This window comes from Snodgrassella sp. CFCC 13594, assembly GCF_001590725.1.
Classification (GTDB): domain Bacteria; phylum Pseudomonadota; class Gammaproteobacteria; order Burkholderiales; family Neisseriaceae; genus Snodgrassella.
On the sequence record NZ_LQXR01000046.1, the window covers coordinates 1 to 2,316 of the forward strand.

Genomic DNA, 2,316 nt, shown 5'->3' on the forward strand with positions numbered 1-2,316 from the left:
TTGTCTTGTTGAAAATTGGACTCTGTTGCTTCGGGTTGTTTACCACTCACCCGAGCCAAGGCTGCCTGAAGCCGCTCGGCATTAACACGCCAATACATGCGACCAAATACGCCACCCCGTCGATATTCAAGGACACCAAGCTTATCAACCAATACTTTTCGAGCTTCCTCATAACCACGGCGCTTCAGACAAAACTGACTGAAAAAATCTTTGCCAGTTTGATAGAACCAACCGCACCGCTCAGGAGATTTGCGCTCAACCACCTTTGACCACCAGATAAACTTGGCCAGCACAACAGCAGCCTTGGGGCAGCCGCATAGCTTCATCACGTCGTTGTGAACAACGAAGTCAGGAGTCAAGGATTGGGTTAGATCAGTAGTAAGTAACATCAAAGCTTAAATAGTTGAAGATTGATCATCATAAAGGGATGGATCAACTTTAAGTTGTCCCTGAGTAATCTTCTCAAGTCGATAGGCTTGTTTTTCTGGAATTAATAGAGCCCATTGGGAGACAGCCGAAGAGCTAATTTTTAAAACTCTTGCTACTGCAATTCCAGAGCCGTAGTAAGTTATGACATCAGATTTACGCATAATAAAAGTCACCTTTGTTTATTTTGCTTAAATTATATTCAAGAAGATAACTTAAATCAAATTCAATTAAAATAACTTAAATATTTGATGGGTATTGGGATGACACAGGAATCTATCGGGCAACGAATTCGACAAAAAAGGAATGAGTTGGATTTAACGCAATCAGAGCTTGCTCGAAAAATGAGTAATGTTTCCCATGCTGCTATTTCGCAATGGGAGTCAGACTCTACAAAACCAAATGCAGAGAATTTATTTGAATTAGCGATAATTTTCAGCTGTGATTTTGCTTGGCTTCTTAAAGGTGAAGGCTTCCATTCAAATATCTTACCAGCGACATTAAATCTAAGGGGAAATAGGATCCCCTTGATTAGTGCAATCAATCTAATTCATTGTCATATTAATACACCCGATAAGCTAGTTAGCGGTGAATATATTATGACCGACATAAATGTGTCTGAAAAAGCCTTTGCATATAGAATCTTCGGTGATGAGATGGAACCAGATTTCGTTGATGGAGATATTGTTGTTATTGACCCAGACGTCAAGCCAAGGCCAGGAGAGTTTGTCAGTGCCTTCTGTGATGACAAGCTACTAGTCTTTAGAAAATATAAAGAAGAAGGCATTAACTCAACTGGATTGGAAATTTTTTCTTTAATACCGCTGATGACCGACTATCCTATCCTTTCTTCTGAAGAGCATAAAATTACTATTCTTGGAACTATGGTAGAACATCGAATTTATCGTCGAAAACGAAAGTCTTAGATTTTTAAAGTTTCCATTGAGTACCAGCCTAACGGCTGGTTTTTTTTGTGCCTAAGCAACAAAATTTAAATAATCTTAAAAATAGTCTTGATTTTAATATTTAGATATCTTACATTTAACCAAAGCGAAATTTAAGTTCTTTAATAATTCAGTCCGAATAACTCCAGGCTGCCTGAAAGGCAGACTTGGTAATAAGGAAAACAGTTGTGGTAGTCGGAACGCTTTCCGGCTGCTGCATGGCGCGACATCTTGGCCGTCGCGCAATCCGTGAGAAGCCCGTCGGTGACAGACAAAAATCTGAAACGGGGAACCAAGACCGCCCATCTGCGAAATGCCTTTTGCCCGAGCAATTGGTGGCGTGGCGGCAATAACGGCAGACTTTTGTATTACCTAAATTGAAGCCCATTCCTTGGAGTGGGCTTTGCTATAGGTAATGTTCAACTAACGAAGGAGAAAGTGATGTGCCACATAAAGCAGTTTGATGAAGTGGAGAGCCTGAACGCCTCAATTGATGCAATTCTGAATCAAAATAAATTTGCTCAGGTACAGATTCGGCGCACTGAGCGCGGTTGGGAATTGAAGCAGGTAGCACGAGCGACGTTAATGGCCAAAATCAACCGAACTTTACGCGCCATGAAAAAACGCCCTGCTGTAACAGGGCGCTTTTCAAAGGATTGTCAGGGCAATTGGTAAAAACCCGACGTGAGTAATCTTATCTACTTTGGTTGTGCCTGTAAAGCGCACCAACAAAGGACAATGTGCGATGAAGAAGCCAGAAAGCAACATTTTTACTGAAGTGGTTTTAATGACTTTCACCGTAGCGGTTTTCATCATGCTTTTTGGGCTGCTCTTTCTCATGGCCATTGATGTCCACCCAAAGTAAGTCCAGCAATAAACAAAAGGCGCTGACTGTCATTAGCGCCCTTTGTTTTTACGACTGTGCTGTTTGCATTTTGATTATGTC

General features: G+C 41.2%; 3 protein-coding genes and 1 pseudogene. 2 read left to right on the top strand and 2 right to left on the bottom strand.

Annotated features, from left to right (window positions below):
- Together A2F46_RS11515 and A2F46_RS12180 are read right to left on the bottom strand one after the other, a co-directional pair.
- A pseudogene (locus A2F46_RS11515) lies at positions 1-389 on the bottom strand (hypothetical protein); the annotation flags it as partial.
- A gap of 6 nt (positions 390-395) precedes the next feature.
- Positions 396-590, bottom strand: a complete 195-nt coding sequence (locus tag A2F46_RS12180; protein ID WP_082783689.1) for a Cro/CI family transcriptional regulator — start codon at positions 588-590, stop codon at positions 396-398.
- Positions 591-689: 99 nt separating this feature from the next.
- Between A2F46_RS12180 and A2F46_RS11520 the strand changes: the two genes are divergently transcribed.
- Together A2F46_RS11520 and A2F46_RS11525 are read left to right on the top strand one after the other, a co-directional pair.
- Positions 690-1,352 carry a helix-turn-helix domain-containing protein gene (locus A2F46_RS11520; protein ID WP_066570596.1) on the top strand — a complete coding sequence of 221 codons (663 nt, stop codon included), beginning with the start codon at positions 690-692 and terminating at the stop codon, positions 1,350-1,352.
- A gap of 459 nt (positions 1,353-1,811) precedes the next feature.
- Entirely contained in the window at positions 1,812-2,045 is a 234-nt protein-coding gene (locus tag A2F46_RS11525; RefSeq protein ID WP_066570598.1) for a hypothetical protein, read from the top strand.
- Positions 2,046-2,316: the final 271 nt, after the last annotated feature.